This is a genomic window from Nocardia pseudovaccinii, from assembly GCF_050942345.1.
Taxonomy (GTDB): domain Bacteria; phylum Actinomycetota; class Actinomycetes; order Mycobacteriales; family Mycobacteriaceae; genus Nocardia; species Nocardia pseudovaccinii.
This window is the reverse complement of record NZ_CP192074.1, coordinates 8898006-8923854: the sequence shown is the minus strand read 5'-3', so window position 1 is coordinate 8923854 and position 25849 is coordinate 8898006. Positions and strand designations below refer to the sequence as shown.

General features: G+C 68.2%; 1 protein-coding gene. It reads left to right on the top strand.

Features of this window, described 5'->3' with window-relative positions; translation table 11 throughout:
* Positions 1–15 precede the first annotated feature (15 nt).
* Entirely contained in the window at positions 16–25686 is a 25671-nt protein-coding gene (locus ACQPZ2_RS40230) for a hypothetical protein (protein WP_433523158.1), read from the top strand.
* Positions 25687–25849 lie beyond the last annotated feature (163 nt).

The window sequence follows — 25849 nt, the reverse complement described above, 5'->3', positions numbered from 1 at the left end:
CGAGGGTGAGCGCAGATGGCTGAGCTGCCGGGTTATCTCAAATGGCTGGAATGGGTCGCCGGATCCGACTGGCCTGCGGGCGATCCCGATGGCATGTGGGGACTGGCCGACGACTGGCGCGCAGCGGCCGCCGGATTGCGCGACATTCTGCCCGATATCCGTGATGCGAAAACGGCGTCGCTGAAGGCATATCAGGACGGCGACGGCATCGAGGCGATAATCGCCAACTTCGACAGTTATCTCGAAGGTCCGCAATCGCTCGAGATGCTGGCCCGCGATTTCGAGAAGCTGGCCGATTCGGCGACCAGCGTCGGAACCGAAATCGAATACGGCCAGCTCATGCTGATCACCTCCCTCGCGCTGCTTGCGGCCGAGATCGCGATCGCATGGATCTTTCCGCCGACCGCGCCCGCGGCGGAGGCGGCGGCTATTGCCGGAACGCGGGTAGCGATCCGGATAATCGCCAAGCGGATCATGGACAAGATCGTCGAGATCGTGGCCAAATTCCTCGGGCGTCGACTGGCGAACTTCCTGGTGCGTCACATTGCCATCGACACGGTCCTCGGCACGGTCCAGGACTGGGGAATTCAGCAGTACCAGGTGAATTCGGGGCATCGCAAGGAGGTCAACTGGGAGCAGGTCGCCATCACCGCGATCAGTTCCGCGGTTGGCGCCGGTGTCGCGAGCCCGATCGGCGAGCGTCTCGGCGAGAAGCTCGCCGAGACCGAGATGAAGGCCTGGCTGCGTGGACTGCTCACGGGTGCGACGGCGGGCACAGTGGGTGCCATCGCCGGATTCGGCGGCAGCGTCGGCGCGCAGTTCGCGTTCACCTGGGCGAAGTCCGGACCGGAAGGCGGTTGGGACAAGGCCGTCGATGGTCTGAAGAAGACCGAATTCGACCTGCGCATGCTGACGGCGGGCGCCTCGAACGGCGCGATGTCCGGTGCGAATCGTGCGGCGGCCGAGCAGTTCTATCACAATCGGCATCCGGATTGGTACCGGCCGAGCGGTACGCGGGTAAATCCGGATGACCTGTCCCGCATTGGTTTTCGCCCTGATGCCGGTCCGGTTGCGGCCGGTGATGGTGGACGTGCTGGTGCTGATTCGGGAGCCGGGCAGACCGGCGAGGGTGCGCCGACCGCGGGGCATACGGGAGAGTCCGTTGCTGGGCGTGGCGGTGCGGACGGTGCGGCCGACGGTTCGGCAGCGCATGCCGTGGACGACGGTTCGGCGGCGGGAGCTGATGGTTCGTCGAATAGTCATGGTGCGGGCGATGATTCGGCGCAGGCGCATGGTGCTGATGACGGCATGTCGAAGGCGGGGGCCTCCGATGATGGTTCTGCTGCGCATGCTGGAGCTGATGGTGCGACTGCCCACGCTGGTGATGACGGTGCGGCTACCCACGCTGGTGATGACGGTGCGACTGCACACGCTGGTGACGATGGTGCGGCCGCGCGTGTGGGGGATGACAGTTCCTCGACTGCGCGCGTCGACGCGGATGGTTCCACAGACACGCAGCGCGTCGGTGATGGAACGACGGATGGTGGAGTCGACCAGTCGAGCGTCCGGAATTCGGAGGTGGGAACCGGATCGGACGGTGCCGTCCGGCCCGCAGCAGAAGCCGCGACTCATTCGGATCCGGCTGCGGTACAGGCGAATTCGAATGCCGAGTCCAACGGTGCTGGCGACCGTACCGGGTCGGCCGACCACGCGGGAGCGTCGGCTCGCGAGGGGCAGAGCCGCCTCGATGCCGCTACCCGAGCCGACCTGACCCCTGCAGGAGCGGAACACACTTCGAACACGACCACCGATGGTTCGCGCGTCTCCGGCGACAATGCGGCCTCGCAAGCAGGCGCCGCAGCGTCGACCCCACTCCAAACCGGCACTGCTCCTACACATCCCGCAACCGCACCAACCCACGCCGCACCCGACGCACGCACCGGCGCAACACCATCCACACTGCGCACAACCTCAACCGCCGACATGCGCCCCGGCGCAACCTCCAACACGGAAACCCCACGGGGCGAACAGACCCGCCCACAACCGCCCGCCGAACCCCGCACCACAGACCCTCGTCCCACAACCCCAACCACCGCCGATGCCCGCACCGCCACTGACGGCCGCCCCGGCCCGGACCGATTCCGCACCGGTACCGGCGACACGTCCTCCGAATCCGAATCCCGCCGCACCGCATCCGAAAACCGCGCGGGCGCAGCTCAATCCACACCCCACCACCTCACCGCCGAACCCATAGCAGGCCCACAGGCAGCACCCGCCCCGATCCACGCCGAAACCCACGCCGACGGCAGTGCCACCGTCCGCCCCCACAGCGACACCGCTGCACACCCGGACAGTGCCGGTGCCTTGCGGCCCGATGGGGATACCGTTGGGCGCTCCGGTAGTGACCGTGCCGTGCCCCCTGTCAGCGACAGTGCCATGCACCCTGACGATGACGGCGCCGCGCGGCTGGACCGCGATAGTGCGGTGCGCCCCAACAGCACCAATGCGCTGCGGTCCGAGGGCGAGAGCCCGGTGCTGCCCGTGCGCGCCGAGGGTGACGGCGTGGTGCGGGCAGAGGGTGACACCGTTGCGCGGCCGAACGACGCTGTGGGGCGCGACGGTGAGGGTGTCGTGCGCGCCGACAACGAGCGGGTGGTGCGGGCAGAGGGCGAGAGTGCCGCGCGTCCCGATAGTGACGGTGCCGTACGTCACGACGGTGACGGTGCTGTGCGTCCTGGCGACGAGCGCGGTGATGTCGTGCGGTCTGAGGGTGACGGCATGGTGCGCCCTGAAGGGGACAGTGTTGTGCGTCCCGAGGGCGAGCGTGTCGTGCGCACTGACGGTGATGATGCGGTGCGTCCTGGCGATGAGGGCGACGAGGGTGCAGTGCACCCCAGCGACGAGGGCAGCACGCGCGCCGACGACACTCCAATGCGCTCCGAACCTTCCGACGTCCGGCATGCGACGGATCCGACGGCGCGGGAGGACGGGGCGCATCGGGGTGCGGATATCGGGCCTGCCAAGTCGCATCGTGCCGATGATTCGGCGCGGCGGGAGGAGGTCGAGGCGCGGCGGGAGGCGGCGCGGCAGCGGGCTGAATCTCTCGATCCCGCAGCGGCTTTCGTGCCGCAGCCGGTGGCCGAATCGCATACGCATCGGAATACGGGCGACGCGCCTGCGGACAGGTCACGCGACGGGGCGGATGGTCAGCAACGGCAAGGGGGCGATGAGCCTCGGATTCCGGAGCGGAACCGTGGTCGCTGCGCGGAGTTGTCGCTGCGGTTGATCAAGGCGCTTACCGGGAGTTCGGCGATCAGGTTGCCGGAGCGGGTGATCGGGCTGGACGGGATGACGGCCGCGGAGGTACAGACGGCCGCGGGCGGGCAGTTGCGTTCGTATGAGGGGCATGCCGAGATCGCGCGGTTGTTGCTTTCCATGCCGGAGGGGTCTTCGGCGCTGGTTGTCGATGAATACAGCGGTGCGGTCGACAGGTACAACGTCGGAGCGCACGCGTATGTGCTGGTGCACGAGAACGGCGGGATCGTGGTGCGCGATCCGGGGGCGGGCCGGGTGGAGGGCTTCCCGCCGACGGTTCCGCGCGAACTCCGTGGCACGTATGCCATCGCCTTCGACCCGGCCGGAAATCCGATGCACCCGCTCGGCTCCGAGCATCCGCTGGCAACCGATCCGGGGGCTCGCATCGGTCGCTCGCTCGATGCGCAGCCCGATCAGGTCCGTGAACTGTTGCGCCAGACCGAGACCGGACGGCGGATCGCGGCGAGCTTCGACAACAGTCCCGTTCGCGACGGATTCGAGCCGTCGGCGGGTGACGGCCGATCCGGTGAATTCCGACGACGCGAATTGACCGCAGTCGCTTTCACCTCGGGTGCCGATCATGTCCAGCAGGCGCTCACCCTGGCTCACGAATCCGTGCACGCCGAACGGTACGTTCAGGGCCGAACCGGTGACGTCCGGGGGATGGCACGCGACGAATTCGTGCGCACCATGGTCGACGAGGAGGCCGCGGCAACTGGTCGACGCTTCCAATTGGCCCAGGAATTCCGGGATCTCGGCCACGACATCGCCGTGCACCCGCTCGAGGAGACCTACACCGCCGCCTATGACCGCGCCGCCGCCGATCTGTCGGCAAGCGATTCGTCGCTCACCTCGGCCGAGGTCCGCCAGGCCGCACATGATGTCGCCGTCGACGCGCTACGCCGAGAAATCGCCACCCACGAGTGGCAAAACGGCAAGAACTACACCGATTACTACGGCGACGCCTGGGATCGCGTGCATGCGGCCAGTGCCGAACTCGCGCCGGGCGCGCGCATGCATGACACCCCGTCGGATATCGCAGAAAGCCTGCGTACTGCGGCGCTGGACCGCGAGTCGGCCTTCCGCGACCTACGCAACACCTCTGAAGAACTCGCCAAGCGCGCGACCGCCCTCGGTCTCGATCCCACCCTCGCCCGACAGCCGCTGCAACGCCAGATCACCGACCGCCTGCAGCGCATCACGAATGAACTCGCCGGACCGGATGTTCCGCCCGAGCGGCAGGCCGAACTGCGTACCGAACAACACGATCTGCGCACCCTCGCCGACCTGGCCGACCAGCGTCAGCATGCCCAGGCGACCTACGACCACCGCGCCGACCAAGTGGCAAATGCGGCGATCGAAGAGGTTCTCACCCAATACGTACGTGAGAACTCGAATGCGCGGATGCTCAACGAACACATCGTGCATATCCCCGGCGAGCCCGACCGGCTGGTCATCGCGTCAGGCACCGATGACCACCAGCGCATCCTGCGCGATGCCCGGCAGCACCCGGACATCCGCGAACTGCTCGACCGGCCCGAGGTTGTGCGCGAGCACCTGAACGTTGACGCCGACCAGGTCGGCCGCATCAGGGTCGAGCCCATCGACGAGCCGTCACCCAACCAATTCGATCGCGCCACCGATCTGACTCCACTGGACCGTGCGGGTCAGGCAGCCCAGGAACGCATCGCCCGGATTCGAGAACAGCTACGGGAGACCGAAGTCGGCCGCTGGGCCGACGCGGTGCTCACCCGCCACGACGTCGGTATCGTGCACGAGTCCGGCGCCGACGACCGCTACTACCCGAGCCGCCGCACCCTCGCCCTGGACGTCGGCGCCTCCGATGCGGCACAGATGGCCGCCTTGGTGCACGGCGCCATCCACGTCGAATTGGCACATACCCGTGAGACTCCCGGCGGTGCGCAGGAACGCATGCGCCTGCCGCGCGAGGAATACATCACGCGCATGCTCGACGAGGAAGCCCGTGCGCACGCGCTGGAAATCGTTGCGGCGAAACAACTCAGGGCCGCCGGACACGATCTCGCGGAAACCCCGCTGGAGCGCACCTACACCGCGGCCTACGACGAAGCCCGAGCCCGAGCACACGACGAGAATCCCGAAGCGCCCGCAGCGGAACTCGATCGAATCGCCAATGATGCGGGCCTGGAAGCCATCCGCCCCGAGGTGGCTCAGCATCGTCCCGAGCATTCGACCGAAACCCATGCCGAGTTCTACGGTCACGCTTGGGATGACGCGCACGGCATCCGCTCGTTCGACGATGTCGTCCGCTCCGCCATCGCATCCGGCGAACGTTCGGCTACGGTGCTCAGCGAGGGTTCCTCGGTGCATGCCGCAAGGAAGGTGGAGCTGGTCACCTTCAACGATGGCACCGAACTGATCCGCAAGACCGTCATGAATCCGCGCCACGCCGTCGCCGAGCGGTTGGCGTCGCTGCTCGGTCGTACTCTCGGTGCGAATGTGCCCGAGGTGTTCCACGCCAAATCCACTGTCGTGTACATGGAGAAGCTGGCGGGACATGTTGCGGCCGAGCGGCATCCGCAGTTCATCGATGTGCACGAGCTCGGTTACGCCGATACCGTCGCGGGCCGTGCGCTCGGTCTGCTGGACGCGCTGATCCGGGTTCCGGACCGCGACGGACAGGGCTGGATGATCGGCCCGCAGGGCGATGTGCTCGGTATCGACCACAGTCGTGGGTTCGAGGAGAGCGAAGCCGCACGAAATGCGTTGAGCCCGTTCGCCGAACACTTCCTGCGTCGCAACGGTGACAGCATCGAGGTCATCGACCATCATCTGCCACGTGCGGTGGTCGACGCGATCACCGAACGCGTCGCCGCGTTGCGACCGGAGTTCGACAAGCACGGTCGCGGCCAGTGGCACGACACGGTGATGGCACGCCTGGCCGAAATCCGTACGCACGCCTCCGATCTGCCGCCCGAACACGGCGATATCGCAGTGCGGCCGGAGGACTCGAGCAGGCACGACGAGGATTTCGACGACCGCCCGAACGCCTACACCAACCGGTACGGCGGGGACAACCAGCATGGGATCCACGGTCGGGTCGATGCGGACGGCGTACTGCGCGCGACGGTGCGTGTCGGTGACGGCACGCCGACCGGGCGCGAAATGTTCCGGGACATGATGCGTGAGCTCGGACATCAGGTGACCGAGATCCGCGCCGAATGGAATGCCGACGACCGGGTCCGGGACAACCTCGACACCTTCAATGCCGGTGTGCAGGAGCTGTACCTGACCCCGGAAGAGGCGGCACGCAACACCTTCACCGGCAAACTGGCCGTCGAACTCGGCTTCACCGAGGTGAGCTTCGATCACGATGCGATGCGCGGTCGGCCGGGCGAGTACGAGAAGGTCGTCGCGCATTTCAGCAGGCCGGAGACCTCGGTCCGACCCGAAGCGCCGGGCGAGGGGGCGGATTCGCCCGAGTTCCGGCCGACCGGCGACGTTCCCGAACCGGACGCCGGGGCCTGGCAGGTCCGGCCGCGGGATATGACCGGTGGTCCGGTGTGGGAACTGCTGGGGTGCAGCGAAACCGGACGCGAGGCGGCCGACGTGCTGCGGGCCGCCGGTGCCGCGGTGCGCTTCGAAGGCGGGCGGCCGGATTCGTTCAACGGCCGGACCATGGACGTGTCCGTCGACACCCGTGACCGCGGCCAGCCCGCCCAGGCGGAGGCGCTGGTACGTGCGGCGGTACTCGCGGATGCCGTGCTGTCCGGTCGGGTCGAGGTGGATCCGGCCCGTATCCGCGCCATCGATCGCGCGGATTACGTCGACGCACAGCTGCGTACGGAAGCCGAGGTGCTCGGCTGGCAGGCCGAGCTCCGCCGTGAGCTGGGTGCGGCCGGATATCCGGAACCGGCCCCGACCACACACGATGTTGCGGATTCGGCCTACACCCGCGCCTTGCACGAGCAGTATCTGACCGCCCGCGACGCGGCCGTGGCCGCCGCGGATCCGGGCCTGGGCGAGCACGAACTGCGCCGAATCGGTCGCGAGGCGGGCGTCGATGCGCTGCTGTCCGGCGATATGTTCGACTCGCCGCTGTATCCGAGCGAGGGCGCGAGTCTGCGCGATATCCACGGCGGCACCTGGGATGCCCATCAGCATCCCGACGGAATGCACGAGCCGACCTCTGCGGAATCGGCACGGGAACTGCGGCGCTTGGTTCGCGAACATGCGGCGCTCACCCGGGAACTGCGTGCGGTCGAAGGCGATTGGGATCGCGCGGTCCGACGGTTCGGCGCCTTCGACCCCGAAACCCACCGCGGCGACCGGGAGCTTTTCGAGCGCGGCCGACAGGCGGTGGCGGACGACAGAATCCGGCCGGTGGGCGTACGGAATTCCGAGCGCCCCGCGCAGGTGCGAGCGCTGGTCGAGGCGACCCGCCGACATGCCGAGGTGGAGGCGCGGCGTAACCATCTGCTCGATGAGATCGCGGCACGAGTCGGACAGGATGTGCTCGGTCCGGAAGTCTCCGAGCAGCATTGGGTCAACGACCGCGTCGCGGTACTGCCGGGTGAACCACTGCGTGTGATCGTGGTCGATGCTCGCGGTGACCATGCCGCGATATCGCGCGCGGCGGCCGATCGAGGCAGCGACCTGCATCGTGCCATCCGTTACGGCGATGCCGTCGCGGAGCGGGTCCGCGTCAGCGTCGACGATTCGGGGGCCGTCCAGGTGCGGCGGGAGCCGGTGGATCTGCGCGCCGCCTGGGTCGACGCCGCCGCGGCGGACGTCCGTGCGGAGGTAGACCACCTGGTGGCACCGCGAACGCCGGACGAACCCGCCGCGGCATTGCCGGACCAGTCGATGGTCGACACCGCGCAGGTGGCGTCGGACCGGCTGCAGCGCATCCTCAGGGGCAACGAACTCGGACGGTGGGCGACCGAGGTACTGGCCAGGCACGGGGTGGAGATCCGTTTCGGCCTCGACGTGGATTCCAGCCGCTACGACGGCAGACAGCAGCGCGGCGTCGATGCCGGATACGATCCGGCCTCGAAAACCGTGCTACTCGGCCTGACCGATGCACCGTCACAGCATGCGGCGGAAGCGATTCGGGCGGCATATCTGGCCGAACAACTCGGCGACGGTCCGCTCGAGCGATTCACGCTCGGGCGTGACGAATACGTCGATCTGATGCTGGATCGGGAGGCCGTTGCGCAGGCAAGAGCCTTCGAATTCGATAGGTGGCGGCAGTTCGGGACGGAAGCATCACCGGCTCCGGAAACGTTGCTGTCCAAGGCATATAAGGACGCCTTCAAACAGGCGGAGCAGCAAGCCTTGCGGGCCTACCGCGACAATCGTGAGGTCGCGGACAGCATGATCGATGCGGCCGCACACCATGCCGCTGCCCGTGAAGTGCGAAATCGGTTGGTGGAGCTGGGGCCGCATGTCGACGGCAATGACCTCGCCGCGTTCTATCGGGCGCAGTGGGATAGTGCGCACGGAATCACCCGTGCGCCCGGCGAGGGGCCGCCGCCGCGCCACACCGATACACCGGCGATCCGGGATCAGCGCAGCCGTCAGTACGCGGCGGAAATCGAATCCCTTCGGCTGCTGCGTGATTCGGGTCGTTTCGTGCCGGTCGGTCCGGCCGAACGTGCCTATGCCGACGCCTACGATCGCGCCTATCAGCGTGCCGAGCGGGCCGCTGCTCGCTCGAATGATCCGGCGATCCGGCCGGAGCGGGCGGGTTACGAGGCCGGGCGCGAAGCGCTGCGCAAGTACATCGACAAGGTCGGTCTGGAACCCGCCGAGGTCGCCTTCGATGTCGCTCGGCACGCCGGGGACAACGTCGACGACTATCGCCCGTGGTCGGATACGTCCGAGCCCGAAACCGGGCGTCCGGCCGATCAGGATGCACCGCCGCGCCAGATGAGTTCCGAGGAAGCCGCGGACCGGGTACGTCGCGCCCTAGACGACGAGCTGGCGCGGGATCCGGGTGGCGCCCGGCGCACCGAACGGGTCGCCCATTTTCCGGGTCACCAGCCGGTGGGACGCGGACGTCTGGTTGTGGTGGCACCCGAAGGCCAGCACATGGACGCGCTGCGCGAACTGGCCGCGACGCATCCGGAATACACCAGTGTGCTGTGGGACGGCACGCAACGGATCGAATATCTGCAAGTGGGGCCGGGTTCCGATGGTCTGCACGATGCCCGGTTCATCGACGCCGACGCTGCCGAGGGTCCCTACCGCCGCCCGACCGAAGACGAGGCGGCCACCGAACTACTCGCGCACTACCTGCGCTACCGCGCCGCCGGACAGACGGATCTCGGGTTCGATGCCTGGGTGCGCCAGCTCGGCCCGGATGCCTTCAATACCAGGGAGAATGCGTCCCTGAACCTCGAGGGCAGACTGCGTCTGGACTTCATGGCCCGCGGTTACGAACTGGCCGAAGCGGATCCATCGATCGGCGAGCCGCATCCGGCGGAGGTGGCGCGTCGTCTGCTGACGCGGCAACTGGCCATGCCGGAATCGGCTGATGCGGCGGGTCGGGAACGTCGCTGGCCGCAGTTCACTCGAACCGAGGTGAAGACCCGGGCGTGGGACTTTCCGGTCATACTCCAGTCCGATGGCAATGGCGGCTGGCGGGTGGCGCCGCCCACCGGAGATGGCAGTGCGGGCGATGTGCTGGCCAGACAGTTCCAGGGCATGTCCGGCACCGATACCGGGCGGCTCGGGGAACGGATAACCCGGATCCTGCTCGACGGTTCGGCCGATCTGCACGACCACAGCGCGCCGAAGGGCCTGCTGCGCAGGATCACCGACCGACTGTCGTTCGGAAACCGATCGGATCAGGGCGATTCCGCGCCGCGACCGATCGATCGGCCACGGTCCGGCGACGATTCGTTCGACGCACCGGAGTTCCCACCCGCACATCCGGACGACGGTGCACAGGAGCGACAGGCCCAGCAGCAGCGACAAGACGTGCTGGATCGGTTGGCGGCCGAGAATGCGGCGGCGGTGCGTGAGCGCGACGAGGCAAGGGCCGCAGGCGATCCGGAGCGCATCGCGCGGGCCGAGGAGCGGGCCGCACGGCTCGACGAGGCGATGGCGATCGCACTGCAGCGCGACGCGTTGTTGCGGGCCGGCGCGATTCCGGTCACCGATCGGGTCGGTGTGGTGCCGGGTGAGCCTGCGCGCGTATTCGTGGTCGGCTGGGGCGACGGTGATCCGGTTCGCGTGCTGGACGATGCGGCCGATCGACATCCGCAGCTCGCGGAGTTGCGCGCCGAACCCGGCACTGTCGTACGCGAGTTGCGGATCGGCGCGCAGGGCGAGACACGAGTGCTGCGCGTCGATGATCCGGCGGCGCGGCAGGAGGTCGGGCGGCCAGCCGAGGCTGGCGGTGGCGGTAAGAAGCCGCCCTCCGAGCCTCCCATTCCCGCCGGGACGCCCGGCGATCCAGAACATTCGCGAAATGAAAACTCCGGCAACGAATTCGAGGATCCGTCGGCGGGACGGCCGTTCGCTCCGGCGAATCCGGACGAGCCGCGCCGCATCGTCATCGATGCCAACGGCGAAGAGGTGCCGCTACAGGTGCGGCCCGACGAAGAGGGGCACTGGCGAGTCGAAGCTCCCGAAGAATCCGGAACACCCGCGCGCCCAGCGGATTCCGAGCCACCCGAGAAGAAGTCGCCACTGCGCCGAGCGTGGGAGCGGATTCGGGAGAAGATGCGCGTGCGTGGTTACGTGGGCGACTACCCGAAGTACCCATCGGGTTCGGGTGAGGACCGCCGCGGCCAGAACGCGCTGAAGGATGGCGTCGAACATGCGCCGGACCTCTTCGAATCGCATCCGAATACGCCACATCCACCGCAGGCGACACCCGGGCACGAAACCGTTGCTCGACCGGCTCCGGAGAGTGAAGGCGGGGGCCTCAATATGGCCCGAATCGCCAAGGAGGGCTGGACCGCATGGCGCAACCGGGAGCATCTGCCGATCCTGAACCGGCTCTCTAGTCGAATTCGGGATGTGGCAGGCGATTTCGTCGTGCCACGCACGCCCGATGGCGAGGAATACCGGTTCTGGGTCAGCGATGCCGATCCGGATCTGGTGCGCCAGACCGTCACCGAACTGCTCGAGGTCGAGGCCATCGCCCCGGAAGAGGCGCGGGCGGTGCTGGAAGAGGCACTGGCCGTCGCCGATCCGGAACAGCGGCAGCGGATCATCGATGACCTGGAGAACTTCGGTCTGATCTCCGACGAGGAGGCCGGGGCACTCGAGCACGAGCCGACGCATCCGGAGCCGACCACCGAACTCGACGGTCCGCCACCGGAAGACGAATCACTCACCGATAAGGCACACCGGCTCGGTTTCGACCTGCCCGACGAGAGTCCGGAGACCATTCGCCGGGTGCTCGACGAGCAGGAATACCGGACGATGCGTGAGGCGGCCGCGATTGCTGGCCTCGCGGAAGCGGCGGATCGCTTCAACGAGGAGGTCACGCGTCCGTACGTCGATGCCGACCTGCCGGGTGACTCGGCGCCCGAGCTGCGCGGTCGACAGCCGGTGGCGGGGGAGATCGAGGATCCCGATGCGCGGCGGCTCGACGAGGACGAGGACTACTACGACGAGGACGAACCGACCAGTGAGTCCAGCCCCGGATCGGGTGCGCCCGATGCGACGGGCCGTCCGGTGCCGCTGGCCGATCAGGTCAGCATCTTCGACGACAATCCGATGGGCCGCTTCCTCAGGGAGCTGATCAGCGCCTTCGGTGGCGATCCCGGTCTGCAGAACTTCCGGCCCGTCGGCAATGGCGCCGACCCGCTGCGCGAATGGGGCGATATCGGGGACGGCCAGGAACTGGGCCGCGACCAGGGGCCCAGGGTGTACTTCGAACATGCCCTGCGCCGCGACCAGCTTCGCGACGAGGCGTCCACTTGGGCGCAGATGTTCGGGCTGGACCTCAACGATGTGAACCCGCGCAATCTCGATGCCACGCTGCGCAGGTTGTGGGCCGAGAACGATGCGCGTGCCGCGAGGGTCGCCGAATTCGCCGACGCCGCCGAACCGCATCTGCGTGCCGGAGAGCAGGAGCCGGTCGGGGAAATCCATGGCGATCAGGTCGCGCGGGTGCCCGTCGGGGAGGGCGCGCCGGACCGGCTGGTGGTGATCAACGGGCCGCTGGATCGCGCGGATGCGCTGGCCAGGGCGCTCGCCGATGATCCGTCCCTGGCTGATGCGCTCAATCGTGGTGAGGTCGAACTCGATTACCGGAACGCGCGCGTGGATCGCGTGGGGCAGATTCATCTGGATCCGGTCGAAACACCCGAGGTGTACCACCATCGGGAGACGATCGATGGTCGCGAGCTGGTCGTCACGATGGTGCGCGACAACGACGGTCAGTGGCGCGCCGTGCAGGCACCCGTCGAGGAACCGACGAGTCATTCGCCCGGCCACGAGAGTGATGCGCCGCCGCGCACTCGCGCAGAGATGGTCGCCGAAATCGTGGATCTGGCAAATGAACTCGGCCTCGGACCGGAGGCGCTGCACCCGGATCGGCTGGCACAGACCATTGCGGAACTGAAGCTGGCCAATGCTCTGCGCGCCGGTCAGGTCGAGGCGCTGGCGGACTTCGCGCGCACGATGAACGAGATCGAGAACTTCAACGATATCGGCGATGCGCGTGGTCAACTCGCGCACCGGCTCGATATTCCGGAGTCCGAGCTCACGCCTCGGCGGGTCGCCGAGGCGCTGGCCGATCCGGAATGGCGCAGTGCGCGGCGCGAACAGCAGTTCAAGGATCTGGCCGATTACGCCAAGCAACTGCGCGATATCGATCCGGGCGCGGTCAATGCCGCACGTGATCGCTTGGCCGCACAGCTCGGACCGGCCAGCCCGGAATCGTTGCAGCCGCCCAAGATTCGGATCGCCGATGACGGTGAGATCCTGCGCGGACTGGATGCGAACGGACTTGATCCGGCGAAGCTGCGCAAGGTGATCGCGGGCCTCGAAGGTGCCGGTAAGCACGATCAGGTGGTGGACGCGCTCACCGAATACATGCGTGCGCTGATCGATATCGATCCGTACTCCGATGTGCCGCGGGGCGACCTGTCCGCCGATCCGCGGGCCGCTGGCGAACCGCCTGTCCATGAACTGGCTTGCGTGCAGGCGTTGCGTGAACTCCTCACTGAGGCAATGCAATCCGGTGACCCGCTGGATCTCGGAAGTGTGCTCGCGGATCATCCGGGCCGCGCCGACGGCGCATCCGGCGAGGGGCGTGGACGGCCCGAACCGAATCGCGACTGGGCTCGGCTCGTCGGTGTCGATATCGCGGGTGCGGACGATGCCACCTTCCGCAAGGTGTACGAGGCCTACCGTGATGGAAAGATCGAGAAGCACGAAGGTCTCAGCCCCGCCGAACTGACCGCGGAGCTCGGCCGCATGCGCGCGGAGATCCAGACTCGCGCCGAACAGATCAGAAATCTCGCGGCGCTCCTCGACGAGTTCTACGGCGCTCCGAGCGAGTTGGCTGGTGCGCCCAGCGAGTTGGGTGGTCCGGACGACAGCGGACCCGGGCCCAAGCCGGTCGGCCCGGAGGACGCGGGGTCGAGCGGTGCGGTCGATCCGTCTGTCCGGTCTGGGGGTGATGAGTCCGACGCTGGTGCCCGGCAGGAGTCCGGATCGGGTGGTGCGGTCGATCCGCCGGTCGGGACCGGGGGCGATGAGTCGGGCGCGTCCGAGCCGGACTCTCGATCGGACTGGAAGCGGCAGATGGATGCTGAACAGGCCGAGTGGAATGCGCGCATGCATGCGGAACTCGATGAATGGGTCGCCAAGATGGGTGGGGGAGAGGATTCGGCGGATCCACGGTCGCGGATCGATGATGCGTTGGCGCGTGAGCAGGCTGCTGCTGAGGAGGGGTTCCGGCGTCGTGATGAGGAGGCCGAGGCCGAGCATCAGGAGTTGATGGATCACCTCGATGAGGTGGAGCGTCGACTCGAGCAGGCGGCCGACGAATTCCGGCAGTTGGATGAAGGACCGGATGAGGACGGACCCGATCCTGCCGCGACACCGTCCGGCCCGCCGCACGACCCACCGGACAGCCCCGCCGCCGGTGCGAAACCGATCCCCGTCCCGGATGAGGCGGACGGCGCTCGTGACACGAATACCGATGGGGAAGTACGAAAGTCGTCGGCCGACCCGACAGAACATCCGGCGTTGCCGACGGAGTCGCGACCGATCGTCGACGAGTGGTCGAAGCGCAGTCCGCGGCAGGTCGCGAAGGTGCTGGCGCGGCGGCATTCGATCGAGGTGGAGGGGTTCCGGCGCAAGGGCATCGATCCGGAGGTGGTTCGCGAAATCGCGCGAGCGGTGGACGAAATGCTGACCGAGCATCCGGAGATGAAGCTCGCCGGCGTCCGCATCGAGCCCGGCGACCCGCGCCATCCCCAGGGGGGAGTCGCCTATACGAGCACCAGTCCCCGCGTCGGCGCGGATGCGCCACTGGCCGAACGGCTTCGGCAGGTGACCCCGTCGATCGTCGTCCTCGAGGAATCGGCGCGCGGTCAGTCATGGGGATCCGACGCGGACACGCTCGCCTCGAAGACGAGTCGCGATGGAACCCGGATCATCGGTGCCGACCGCCCGGTGTACGGCGTGATGGTGCACGAACTCGGCCACGTCCTCGACTACGCCGGACAAGGCCGCGCGCAGCGGCGTGTGATGGAGGCGCTGCGGGAGCACTACCTCGCCACCCGCGAACACCCCAGCGAGACGGACTTCCGCGCCTGGGTCGATCAGCTCACCCGTTACAGCTTCGACGGCGACAACCTGGACCCCGGCGAGGCCCTCTCCGACGCGTTCCGTGAAGTGGAGCGCTACGGCGACGACGCCTCCGAACCCGCGCAGGTTCTGCATCGCCTGCTGGTCGACGAGGGGCGAGCGGGCGAGTCCAGCTCCGTCGAGTACGTCAACCGAGCGCCGTCCGTGCCGGTCGAATTGTGGCCCGGCGGATCCGGCGATGCCTCGCCCCATGTTTCGGAGCCACCGTCCGAGCCGCCCCGCGCCGAGGCCGGGGAGCAGCCTGATCCGGTCAGCACCGACGAGGCTTCGAACGGTCTGGAGCCGGTGCGTCCGGAATCGGATTCGGCTGATTCCGAGCCAGCTGCCGATGAGGCGTCGACCCGTGATTCGGATGGCGAGGAGTCGGTACATCATCAAGATGAAGACGCCGAGTATCGAGCGTTGGTAAACGAACTCGATGAGATGGTGCGGCGTCTCGAGGGGGCTTCCGAGGAACCGCCGCAGTCGGATGAGGATGGTCCTGAGCCGACGGCATCCCCGTCGGGACCGCTGCACGATCCGTCGGACAGTCCGGCTTCCGGTGCGAAACCGATCCCGGAGTCGTCCGAGCCGTCGCGCGCCGAGGAGCCTGTGCTGGTTCGTTTCGACGACGATTCGGATGGTGTGGAGCCGGTTCGTCCGGAAGAGGCGGGTCCGGATGAGGCGACCGAACCCGTCGCCGAAGCCGGTGGCGGGTCGAAGAAGCCGCCCGCCGACCCGCCCGCCCCGCCGACGTCCGAGCCCGAGGAGCCGTCGGGTGGGAACCGGGGTGGTGAAGGGCGCGGCGCGGATAACCGGCAGGGTGACCCGTCTGCCCCGCCGATGTCCGAGTCGGAGGAGCCGTCGGGTCGGAGCCAGGATGGTGAACAGAGCAACGCGGAGAACCGGCGGGATGACACGGAAGCCGGGAACTCGGAGCCAGGGGCCGAAGCTCGGACCGGACCGGAGCATGCGGAGGCGGTGCGGGCGCATGCGGATGCGGTCGCGCGGCGGGATGCGCTGGCGGCCCGGATCGCGGAGCTGGCCGATCGACTTCCGGCGCAAGAGGATGCGGATGCGTGGACGCCGCGCCGAATTCGGGCGACCGTTGCCGAATTCGCGGGGCGGCGATTGCTTTCGGATGCCGATCGTGCCGTTGTAGCCGAATTGGAGCGGCTCGCACCGGAATTCGCACGGGTGGATGCCGAGGTCGGCGAGCTCGCGGCACGCATCGGACTGGTCGGCGAGTACGACCGGCTGCTACAGGAGCGACGAGATCTGGTGCGCGAGCGCGAGTTCGTCCGCGCCAAGGCCAACCAGCGCGCCGCCAATTTGGGTCTGGACGATTCGACCGAATGGGTGCGCCGGGACCCGGATGCGCGCGACGAGGCGATTCAAGCACTGCATGCCCACGCGCGAACCGATGTCGTCGACGTGCTGGGTGGCCTCGAGGAGGCGAACCGGCAGGTGCGCAGCCCGGTCGAGCCCGGCGAGCAGGGACGGCGCGAAGCGGCGCTGCGCAAACTCGTTGCCGCGACCGAGGACTTCGAATCCCTCGACGATCAGGTCCGCCGCGTGGACCAGCGGCTGTCCGAGCTGGAGGACCAGGGCGTCGCGCGGCACCGCCCGCCGTCGGAGGAGGGTGCTGCCGAGATCGATCGGATGGCGCGGGAGCGGGCGGAGGAACTCCGGCAGATCAAGCCGCGGCGGGCCATGCGCGACGATCTGGCCGTCCGGCTCGGTGTGGTCGATGAGTCGGGCAATCCGGATGAGGCGACGCTGCAACCGGACCGGCTGCGCAGAACGATCACCAACCTGCGATTCGAGGTGGATGACGAGGTGCGCGATGGCACGCTGTCTGTGGATGAGGCAGATGCTCGCCATCGTGAGATCGACGGACTCTTCCACGCCGCCGACGATGTGAACCAGGCGCACAATCGGATCGGCCGACTCCAGGACGAAATGGCCGGAGCCGCGGGCGTATGGCGGCAGCAGGTCGAAGCCGAGGGCGGCCGGATGGTCACCGACCGGGTCGGCATCGTGGAGGGCGAGCGCCCCCGCATCATCGTGTACGGTCCGCGTCCCGATCCGGCGGCACCGCGCGCGGATCACGATCGGGCCCTCGCCGATGCGCTGCGTCGCGATCCCGCCGTCGCCCAGGCGATGGTGCGTCCGGAAACCCGCGTCGAGTACCGCCAAGTGCTCGCGGATCGCGAGGGCAACACCCGGACGTTGCGGATGCCGCCACCCGAGATCCGCCGACTGAGCACCGGCTGGCACAACGGCAGACGCATGGATATGACGTCGTGGGTCGATGCCGAAGGCAGTGTGCACCACGTCGATCCGACTCGCCCGGATTGGGTGGGCAACCGCGATGCCGGGACCGTGCCGAAGAAGTTCACGCCCAAGGATCCGCCGGACGGTGTCAGCGGCTGGGCCATGGAGGATGTCGTCAACGACGTCACCCTGCCGACCGATCACGTGCCGCCGGGTGAGATCGCGGAGAGCACGCTGCCGGTCAATATGCCGCAGGCGCCGTCACGCTACGACACGTCGTCCGTGCCGCCGGGCACGCCGATCTTCGAACAGCATTGGGGCGGCGACGCTTACAACATCACCCGGCTGATCCTGATGGCCGCGCAGACGCCGAAGCATCCGGCGGTGAAGGCCTGGATCCAGGCGCGTCCGGAGATCGGTGAGTGGGTGCGGGCCCGGCCGTGGCTGCAGAAGATTCCGCCGTTCGGCACCGTCTTCCGCGACTACGAGTGGTTCGCGGGGCCGGAGCGCAATATTCAGCCCATGCATCGGCCGTGGGATCCGGCCGAACACGGCAATCCCGCGGATCGGGTGGAGATTTCCGAAGGACTGCAACGGGAATGGGATCGCGACGTCGTGAACTGGCGTCGCGTGCAGGACTGGGCCGATGCCGAGTACGAGCGGTTCCTCGCCGATGACAGCGATATCGATCGGATCATGGACGGGCTCGACGCCCACCGCCGTGCCCAGCAGATGGCTGCGGCACGGGATGTGGTCGGGACCGTGCAGGACAGGCTGGTGACCGCGGATCGAGGTATCGATCCGACCCGCGACGTCGATGCGCAACTGCTGCGGATGCAGGACGAAAACGACCGTGTCGCGGATGATTTGGCGAATCGATTTGTCGTCGACGATCCGGACGCGGTGCGCGACACCATCGCCGACATTCGCGAGCTCGTGCGCGCGGGCGCGGATCCGGACGCCATTGCCCAGATCCTGGCCCAGCACATGCGCCACGACGTACCGGATTTCACGCGCGCCGAGATCGAGCAGATCAAGAACCACCTGATGGTCGACGAGCATCTGGTGCGCGATTACAGCGATCCCAATGGCGCGTATGTCCGTCGCCCGATGGATCGACTCGCCGATGTCGCCGAGGCATGGAACCGGTTGACGGCGGGCGAACCGCTGCCCCAGGACCTCGTCCTGCTGCAGGATGCGCGCGCCGAATCCGACTTCCTGCACGCCAATCCCGGTGCCACCTGGCGCGCCGCCAACACCCACGCCATCGGCCTCGGCTTCCACTGGGACGCGGACCGCCCGCCGCTCACCGACTGGCGTGCGGGCATTCCGTACGCCGTCGACATCGTCGCGCCTGATCCGTCCTGGTCGCCGCCTGACCAGCACTCCGGCTCCGAACTGCCACCGCCGCCGGATGCGCCGCAGTTGGGTGCCACCCCACCGGATACGCCGAGCTCCGGTGGAAGTGCGCGACCCGATGCGGAGCCGGAATCCGTGCCGGAGGTGCAACCGGATGGCGCTGCGCCGGGGCGGGATCCCGATGCGGCCGCTCGACAGGCGGAAATCGGGCGCATCGCGAACGAATGGGCGGCTGCTTTCGTCGCCCGCGAAGACGCGCGCACCGCCCTCGACGAGGCTATGGCCGACCCGAGCCCGGAACACGCGGACGAACAACAGGCCGCCGCACGCCGATTGGACGAGGCCGACGCAGAACTGACGCGGCTGAACGAGGAACTGAGCCGTGCGGTCGCCCGCGATATCGCGGAAGCTGCTGCGACTCAGCATGATTCGTCGGATGGGCATACACGGCACGGTGATTCGGGTACTGGTACCTCGCCCGAAGCGACCGGTGAGGGTGGTTCACGACGTCCACCCCAAGATCCCCCGGCATCGACCGACCCGGTGCCCTCGCCGGTGGACGGTGACCCGTCGGCGGGGAGGCAGGGTTCCACGTCGGAGGTGGATGAGCAGTCCTCGACAGGGCGGCACGGTGATTCGACCTCGGGGATAGGTGAGGACTCGTCGGCCGGGCGGCAAGGTTCGGGCCCTGCAGTGCGTGAAGAGCCGCCGATCGGACAGCGGGATGAATCGGTCCCGGGTCTGGGTGAGGAACGGGGTGATTCGTCGTCGCGAGTGGGCGAGGAGTCGTCTGCTGGGCGGCATCGTGATTCGGCGTCGGCAGGCGGGGAGGAGCTGACAGGGCGGCGGGGCCAGGACTCGGACGGGGAGTCGGCAGCGGGGCGGCAGGGTTCGGCGGCGGTCGATGGAGAGTCGTCTGCTGGGCGGCAAGGTGATTCGGCGTCGGGTGCAGGCGAGGAGTCGTCGGCCTCACGGCGGGATTCGGCGTCGGAGGTGCAGGAGAGGGCGAGCGGGCGGCGCGGTGGCGAGCCTGGGGACGTGCGGATTCGGCCACTCGGTGGGCAGGAGGGAGCGGGTGCGCCGGAGGCTGGTGGTGATGGGGGATCGCAGCATCCGCCGCAGGAGCCGCCCAGTCCGGGGCAACCGGAGCCGGGGGAGTCGGGTTCGGGCGGTTGGCCGCAGGATGGGCCCTCGCGGGTACACGAGCCTGTTACGCCGGAATTGCGTGATGCGCTGCCAGGTTCGGCCGCTCGAATTGCGGAGACTGCGGCTGCCCGCCAGGCCATGGAACCGGGCATTGCCGAAGGTGCCAGGCGCCTCGGAATCAACCCTGACGGTTTGAGCCCGCACGAAATACAGCGTGCCGTCAACGATTTGGTGGGCGTGGCAGAGGATCAAGCTGCCGCGATACGGGATCGTGAAAACGTGCCGAGCCATGAGATGGTGCAGCATTTCGCGGATCTCCGCGCCGCCGAGCAACATGCCGCCCAGGTCAGGGATGCGGCTAGTGCGTATCAGGCCGAGCTGCGCCGCTACATCCACGTGCTGGGCGAGGAGAACGTGGCTCGCCAGCGCGCCGCCGTGCTCGCCTCTCGTGACGTGCTGGCCGGGGAACAGGCGCATATGGTCGCCGAGGGCGTTGGAATCGCACCTGATGGGCAGCGCGTGGTGGTCGCGTCGCCGTCGAGGGCGCCCGAGCAGGTCATGCCCGCCGAGCTTCGCCGTCAGCTGTCCGATCAGGGTATCCAAGTCGACTATCTGCACGTCGTGGTCGACGAGTCCGGAGTCGTCACCGTCACCCCGATCCGCCCGCCCGACGAAGGAGCGGTGCCAGCCCGCCCGGCAGGTCCGCCGGAGACACCGGGTTCGGGATCTGCGGTGCCACCGGAACACGCTGCGGCACAGTCGGATCCGACGCAGGCATCGCCCGAGACGTCACGCGCTGATACGCACGTTTCGGAACCGACGCGATCGAGGGCACAGGGTCCCGCTGCGGACAGTTCGGATCCGACGCGATCTGCGCCCGAGTCGCGGGGTACCGCTGCGGATGGTTCGGATCCGACGCGGTCAGCGCCCAAGACCCGGGCCGCTGTGGATGGTTCGGATCCAAGGCGATCCGCGCCCGAAACACGGGGCACTGATCCGGGTGGTTCGGATCCGACGCGATCTGCGCCCGGGGTACGAGACGTCGCTGAGGACGTTTCGGATCCGACGCGATCCAGGGCACAGGGTCCCGCTGTGGATGGTTCGGATCCGACACGATCTGCGCCCAAGACCCGGGACGCCGCCGCGGACACCTCGGATCCGACGCGACCTTCGCAGGAACCACGGAACACCGACGCGGACGATTCGGATCCCACGCGCTCCACGCCCGAACCAGGAGACGCTGACGGCTCGGAGCCGGATCCTGGAATCGCGCCCGACACTGCGCCGCATTCGGACGCTCTGACCCCCGAGGTCCGCGCCGAACTCGAGCGGCTGCGTGCGGAGCGTGCCGTGGCCGTCGCCGATCGCGAGGAATTGCGCGATCTTCGCCGACTTCGCGCCGAAGGACTACCGGTCGATGTCGAGCAGGGGCTGCGGCCAGGCCTGCCGCTGGAGACGACCCTCGAAGAGCTGCGCAACCAGACCATGCTGGTCCATGAGCAGGCCGAGCGGCATGCGCGGATCGACGCACTCGAGCGCGCGGCCGACGAATTCAACCGTGCCGATGCCGAAGTGGCGCGGCTCGACGAGGCGATCGCGACGCTCGAACTGTCCGGAACACCGGAGGCCGTGCACGCCGCATTGGTGCGGGAACGCGCCGCGATGGCGGCCGAATGCGAGTTCTGGCGGGCCAAGCGCAATGACCGCGCCGAACGCTTCGATATTCGCGATCCCGATCACGCCCTGAACCAGGGCAACCTGGAGCCGACCCTGCGGCAGCTCAGCGGCGATATCGTCGGAACCAGGGACATTGCGGGCACCGGCGACGAAACATCGAGGCCGGAACCGGAACTGGTGGGCTCGGCCGAACGCACCCAGCGCGAGAACAACATCTTCAAGCTGCAGGACGCGGCGGAACGCTTCAACGAAGCCGATTCCGCCCTCGCCGAACTGGATCGGCGTATTGCCGCACTCGAGGGCGCGGATGTCATCGCACACCAACCGCTGTCGGCAGAAACACGCGCCGAGCTCGACCGGCTCGGTGCCGAGCGCGCCACCGAGGTGCTCGCCAGTAAGCCATGGCGCGGGATGTGCGACGACCTGGCAGACCGTCTCGGCGTTGCCCGAGACGCATTGGGCCCCGATGAGATCGACCAGACCCTGCGCGATGCGGCGAACCGTCTCGCGCCGACCGAGGAGAACACCAGGCAACTGCAACTGCTCCGTGAAGCCGCCGACCGAGTCAACCAGGCGGACAACAGGATCGGCCGCATCCAGGATCAGATGGCCGAACTGGCCGGAGCGTGTCGCGACGTCTTCGCCGCCGAGGGTGCCAGGCCGATCACGGATCGGGTCGGCCTCGTCGAGGGCGAACATCCGCGGATCATCGTGGTGGCCCCGCGCGGCACATTGGAGCATCCGCGCGCGGGCCACGATGCTGCGCTCGCCGATGCGATCCGACGCAATTCCGCGGTGGCACAGGCGATGACAAGGCCTGAGACGCGAATCGAATATCGCGTGATCGTCGCCGAGCGCGAGATGCCGGTGCGCATCGAGGAACTCACACCACCGCGTCGCGACTATCTCACCGCGGGCTGGCGCGAGGGCTCGCCGGGTATCCACCTCACCCGGTGGCAGGACGCCAATGGTGACTGGCATCCGGTCAATCCGACCCGCCCGGACTGGACGACAAACCGTCAAGGTCCCAGGGTGCCGAAGGCATTCGAGCCGCGCGTACTTCCGGAAGGCGTCAGTGGTTGGGCGGTCGATCCGTTCCAGTCGTCCATAGTCGACCCGTTCCTGGATCCGCCGCCCGGCGCGATCGATGAGGAACTGCTGCCGCGGATCCCCGGCATGGACCCACTCGATCCGGGTGTGCCAACCTTCGAGCCGCCGATGGCGGGCGTGTTCTACAACACCATGCGCATCATCCTCGAATCGGCGAAGCTGTCCGGATTCACCTGGTACAGCGATAAGGACCATCCGGGCCGAATCAGTCCGGGATTCAAGGGACATCCCTACTTCCGTCCGCGCGCGGCCGATGTGCAGCCGATGGCGCGCGAATGGGATCCGCAGGATCGGGTGCCCGATCGCGGCGAGTTGTCAGAGGAATACAAACAGCGCCAACGGGATCAGGAAGCGGCGTGGGCGCGCGTGCAGGACTGGGCCGACACCGAATACCACCGGTTCCGCGCCGACGACAGCGATATCGCCAGCATCGTCGATCATCTCGCCGCGCATCCGGATGCGGAAGGCGCGGCACGTGCTGTGCGGGCGGCGGAGATCGTCGATCAGATCGCCCGCAGACTCGACAGCTCCGGCGACCTCGACCCGATCGTCGACGCGCTCACCGGCCAGCTGCGGAACGAACAGCCCGGTGATGCAAGACGATTGGTCGACAACCTTTGCGACCAGCTCGGCAACCTGGGTGCCGACCGCGCCGAATTGACCAGGTTGGTCGCCGGCCGACTCGACAACTCGACCCCGGCCTTCACCCACGCCGAGATCGAGCAGATCAAGAACCACCTCATGCGCGATCCGCATCTGGTGCACGACCCGAACGACGGCATCCTCCGTCGCCGCCCACTCGATGCCGTCGCCGATGTCGCCGAAGCCTGGAACCGCCTGATCGCGGGCAGCCCGCTGCCACAAGACATCCTGCTCCTGCAGGACGCTCTCGCCGAATCGAACTACCTGCGGCACAACCCGATCGCCGCATGGCACGACGCCAACCAGCACGCGATCCGCATCGGTTTCGACTGGAACGCCAACCGCCCACCCCGCACCGACTGGCGCACCGAAATCCCCTACGCCCCACCCCGAGTAGACCACCAACCCCAACTCCCCCCACCCGCACTCCCGAACCCGCCCCTCGCCCTCCCCCTGACCAACGAACTCCCACAACCAGCATCGGCCGAAACCCCTGTACCACCCTCCCCCTCCGACGGCGCCGAGCGACCGCCGACAACGGAAGTGCCTGTAGTTCAAGAAGTTTCGAAACCGGCACAGCCGCTGACCACAGACGAGAGCTCGGCCACTGATCCGAGCCCGCAACACGGTCATGGTCTGCCGGACACCGCAGACAGCCACGATCGCGCCGACTCGTCCGATGGCACGGCCCGTGGTGATCGCGACGGCGAATCGTCCGCGCCCGAGGTGCCGCCGGTCCGCGAAGGTACGCCGCAGGTCGCCGACGATCACTCGGCCACTGATCCGAGCCCGCAACACGGTCATGGTCTGCCGGACACCGCAGACAGCCACGATCGCGCCGACTCGTCCGATGGCACGGCCCGTGGTGATCGCGACGGCGAATCGTCCGCGCCCGAGGTGCCGCCGGTCCGCGAAGGTACGCCGCAGGTCGCCGACGATCACTCGGCCACCGATCCGAGCCCGCAGCACCGTCAGGATGCGCCGGATGGCGCTCGGTCGAATCGGGGTGGCGGGCAGGAGCCGCCGGAGGGCCGGTCGGATTCGGGTGATTCCGAGCCCCCACCTCTGCCCGGCTCGGTGCTGCGCTCCCATATCCCGCATCCGCCGAGGCTGAACCACGAGTACGAGATGCCCGATCCGCCGAGCCGGGCACCGTTCGATCCGACGTGGCCGCTGCCGAAGCACCCGCCGGAACCCCCGAAGCCACCACACCCACCAACGCCGCCGCACCCGCCGCGCCCGCCGCACCCGCCGAAGCCTCCGGTGCCGCCACAGCCACCTGTGCTGCCGCACCCGCCGCAGCCGCCGCACCCGCCGAAGCCTCCGGTGCCGCCACAGCCACCTGTGCTGCCGAAACCGCCTGTGCCGCCGCACCCGCCGCAGCCGCCCAAACCGCCGGTCCCCCCGAAGCCCCCGCTTCCACCTACTCCTCCGGTTCCGCCTTTCCCGCCGACGCCACCGCCGACGCCACCGCCGACGCCACCGCCGACGCCACCGCCGACGCCACCGCCGACGCCACCGCCGACGCCACCGGAGCCTCCGGTGCCTCCGACCACGCCGGTGCCCCCGTTGCCCCCGACGACACCGGAGCCGGTGCCTCCGACAATGCCGGAACCCCCGGAGCCGCCGACCACGCCGGAACCCCCGCAACCCCAAACGTTCCCACCCCACGACCCGACGACTCCCCCGCACGACCGGGTACACCCACCGTCATCAGGCCACCCGTCGGAACCCCCGAACCGCCCGGGTACACCCATGCCTTCGGAGCCACCCGACCAGCACCACTCCGGTGCCCCACTGCCTCCCGGCTGGCCCGAAGCATCCCACCAACAGATCAACCCCGTTGCACCGCAACAAGACCGAACAACTCCACCGCCGATGACACCCCCGCCCGTCGGCGCACCACCACCCACCCGAAACCGCCAAGGTTCCAGCGGCCACCGGAACCGTCCATCCCAGAACGGCAACAGCGCAACCCTTTTCGTCCAACCTTTCTCCGGCTTCGGCGTGCCCGCACACTTCGACCCGGAGACCGGAGCACTCCAAGCCGTCGGCGGCGGAATCGGCCCGCAACTCGGCGTATACGGCGATCTCGGTGACACACCGGTCGTCTTCTACCGTGACCCCTCCGGCCTAGCCCTACGCATCGGCGACAACACCATCAACCTCGACATCTCCCTCGTCGCAATCGAATGGGAACCCGTAGGGAACCGCCGAACCCGCTTCGCGGTTACCGCCTCCGGCACCGTGGTCTGCCAACTCCTGTATCGCTCGCTCCCGCCGGAACTCGACCTGGGCCGCCTGATCTACGACGTCTGCACCACCCCCACCCGCCGCACCCAAATCTTCACCCGCTGACCCATGAGCGCCGATCGAGCACCGGATTCGCTGGTGACGGGCAGTCGGTTACTCGGTGTGCGGGAACCCGAGCCCCCGAGCCGCGGCACGCTCGCGCAGCGTCAACGACTGCGACGCGAGCCGACCCGCGAGCATCCACCTGCTCGACCATGTATCCGTGCAG